This is a genomic window from Vibrio sp. 1069, from assembly GCF_033340555.1.
In genome coordinates, this window is record NZ_JAWOWP010000517.1 from 1 (window position 1) to 635 (window position 635).

Annotated in this window: 1 protein-coding gene; it reads left to right on the forward strand. The window is 46.1% G+C overall.

From position 1 onward, the window contains the following. Window positions 1–171: 171 nt before the first annotated feature. Window positions 172–635 (forward strand): alpha-hydroxy-acid oxidizing protein (locus tag R7040_RS27490; RefSeq protein ID WP_318097747.1); only part of this gene is annotated, 464 nt, incomplete at its 3' end.

Genomic DNA, 635 nt, shown 5'->3' on the forward strand with positions numbered 1-635 from the left:
CAAGATTGTTCAACCAATTATGTAAGTGGGTTACCTAAATCACCGATTCAAAAGTAAGTGATGCAAAGGTAACTATACTCATTTTGATGCTTTTAGCGCTTAGTGCGATGAAAGCTCACTTAAGAGCAAATGCTCCACAACTTTGCTTAGAATAACCGCTAGGACACAATTATGATTATCTCAGCTTCTACCGATTACCGCGCTGCCGCGAAAGCCAAGCTACCTCCGTTTCTATTCCATTATATTGATGGCGGCTCTTACGACGAACGCACGCTGAAGCGTAATACTGACGATTTAGGCGATGTTGCACTACGCCAGCGCGTCCTACGCGATATGACAGACTTGAGTCTGGAGACCGAGATTTTCGGTGAGAAACTTGCGATGCCAATCGCACTAGCACCTGTTGGTCTAACTGGCATGTACGCTCGCCGTGGTGAAGTACAAGCAGCAAAAGCGGCAGAGAAAAAAGGCATTCCTTTTACCATGTCGACTGTTTCGGTTTGTCCGATTGAAGAAGTGGCACCAGCCATTGAGCGTCCAATGTGGTTCCAGCTATACGTACTAAAAGACCGCGGCTTTATGAAAAACGTTCTTGAGCGTGCAAAAGCAGCAGGCGTTACTACATTGGTGTTCAC